This is a genomic window from Bacillus sp. LR--39 (assembly GCF_053613335.1).
Window position 1 is genome coordinate 1 of the sequence record NZ_JBSIOT010001031.1, and the last position, 653, is coordinate 653.

The following is a 653-nucleotide window of genomic DNA, read 5'->3' on the forward strand; positions in this document are numbered from 1 at the left end:
TGATCAACACGCAGCCATATAAACAAAATCCGAGAATCGGGACTAGCGGATAAAGCGGCGTTCTGAACTCCAGATCATTCACATTTCCGCCTTCAGCAAGGAAACGTCTGCGAAAGAAAAATTGCGACGCACAAATGGACATCCACGCGACAACTGTCACCATGCCCGAGATTGAGATACACCATAAATACACTGTTTCTGCGGCCATGACACTTGTCAGCAGCGAACAGCCTGAAATGCCTAGCGTAATCAGCAGGGCATTCATCGGCACGCCTTTTTTTGTCAGTCTGGTGAGAAAGGATGGACCCATTTGATTTGATGAAAGTGACCACATCATACGCGACGCCGCATACAACCCCGAATTAGCAACAGATAAAATAGCTGTTAAGATGACAAAGTTCATGATATCTGCCGAAAATGGGATGCCGATTTGATCGAGTACCGCTACAAATGGGCTTTCAATCACCCCCGCCGTTTTGTACGGAAGGATGGCAACCAAGACGAACATAGCGAGCACAAAGAAAAACAGCGTGCGCCAAATGACATTTCGAATGGATTTTGGCAGTGTTTTTTCCGGGCTTTCACTTTCCCCTGCCGCAATGCCGACAAGCTCCGTTCCCTGAAAGGAGAAGTTCACCATGACCAGCGTAAAC

At 47.6% G+C, this 653-nt stretch carries 1 protein-coding gene; it reads right to left on the minus strand.

The features are described 5' to 3' along the window. A partial coding sequence (locus tag ACWHAR_RS28215) for an amino acid permease (protein ID WP_452088588.1) occupies positions 1-653 on the minus strand: 653 nt, incomplete at both ends.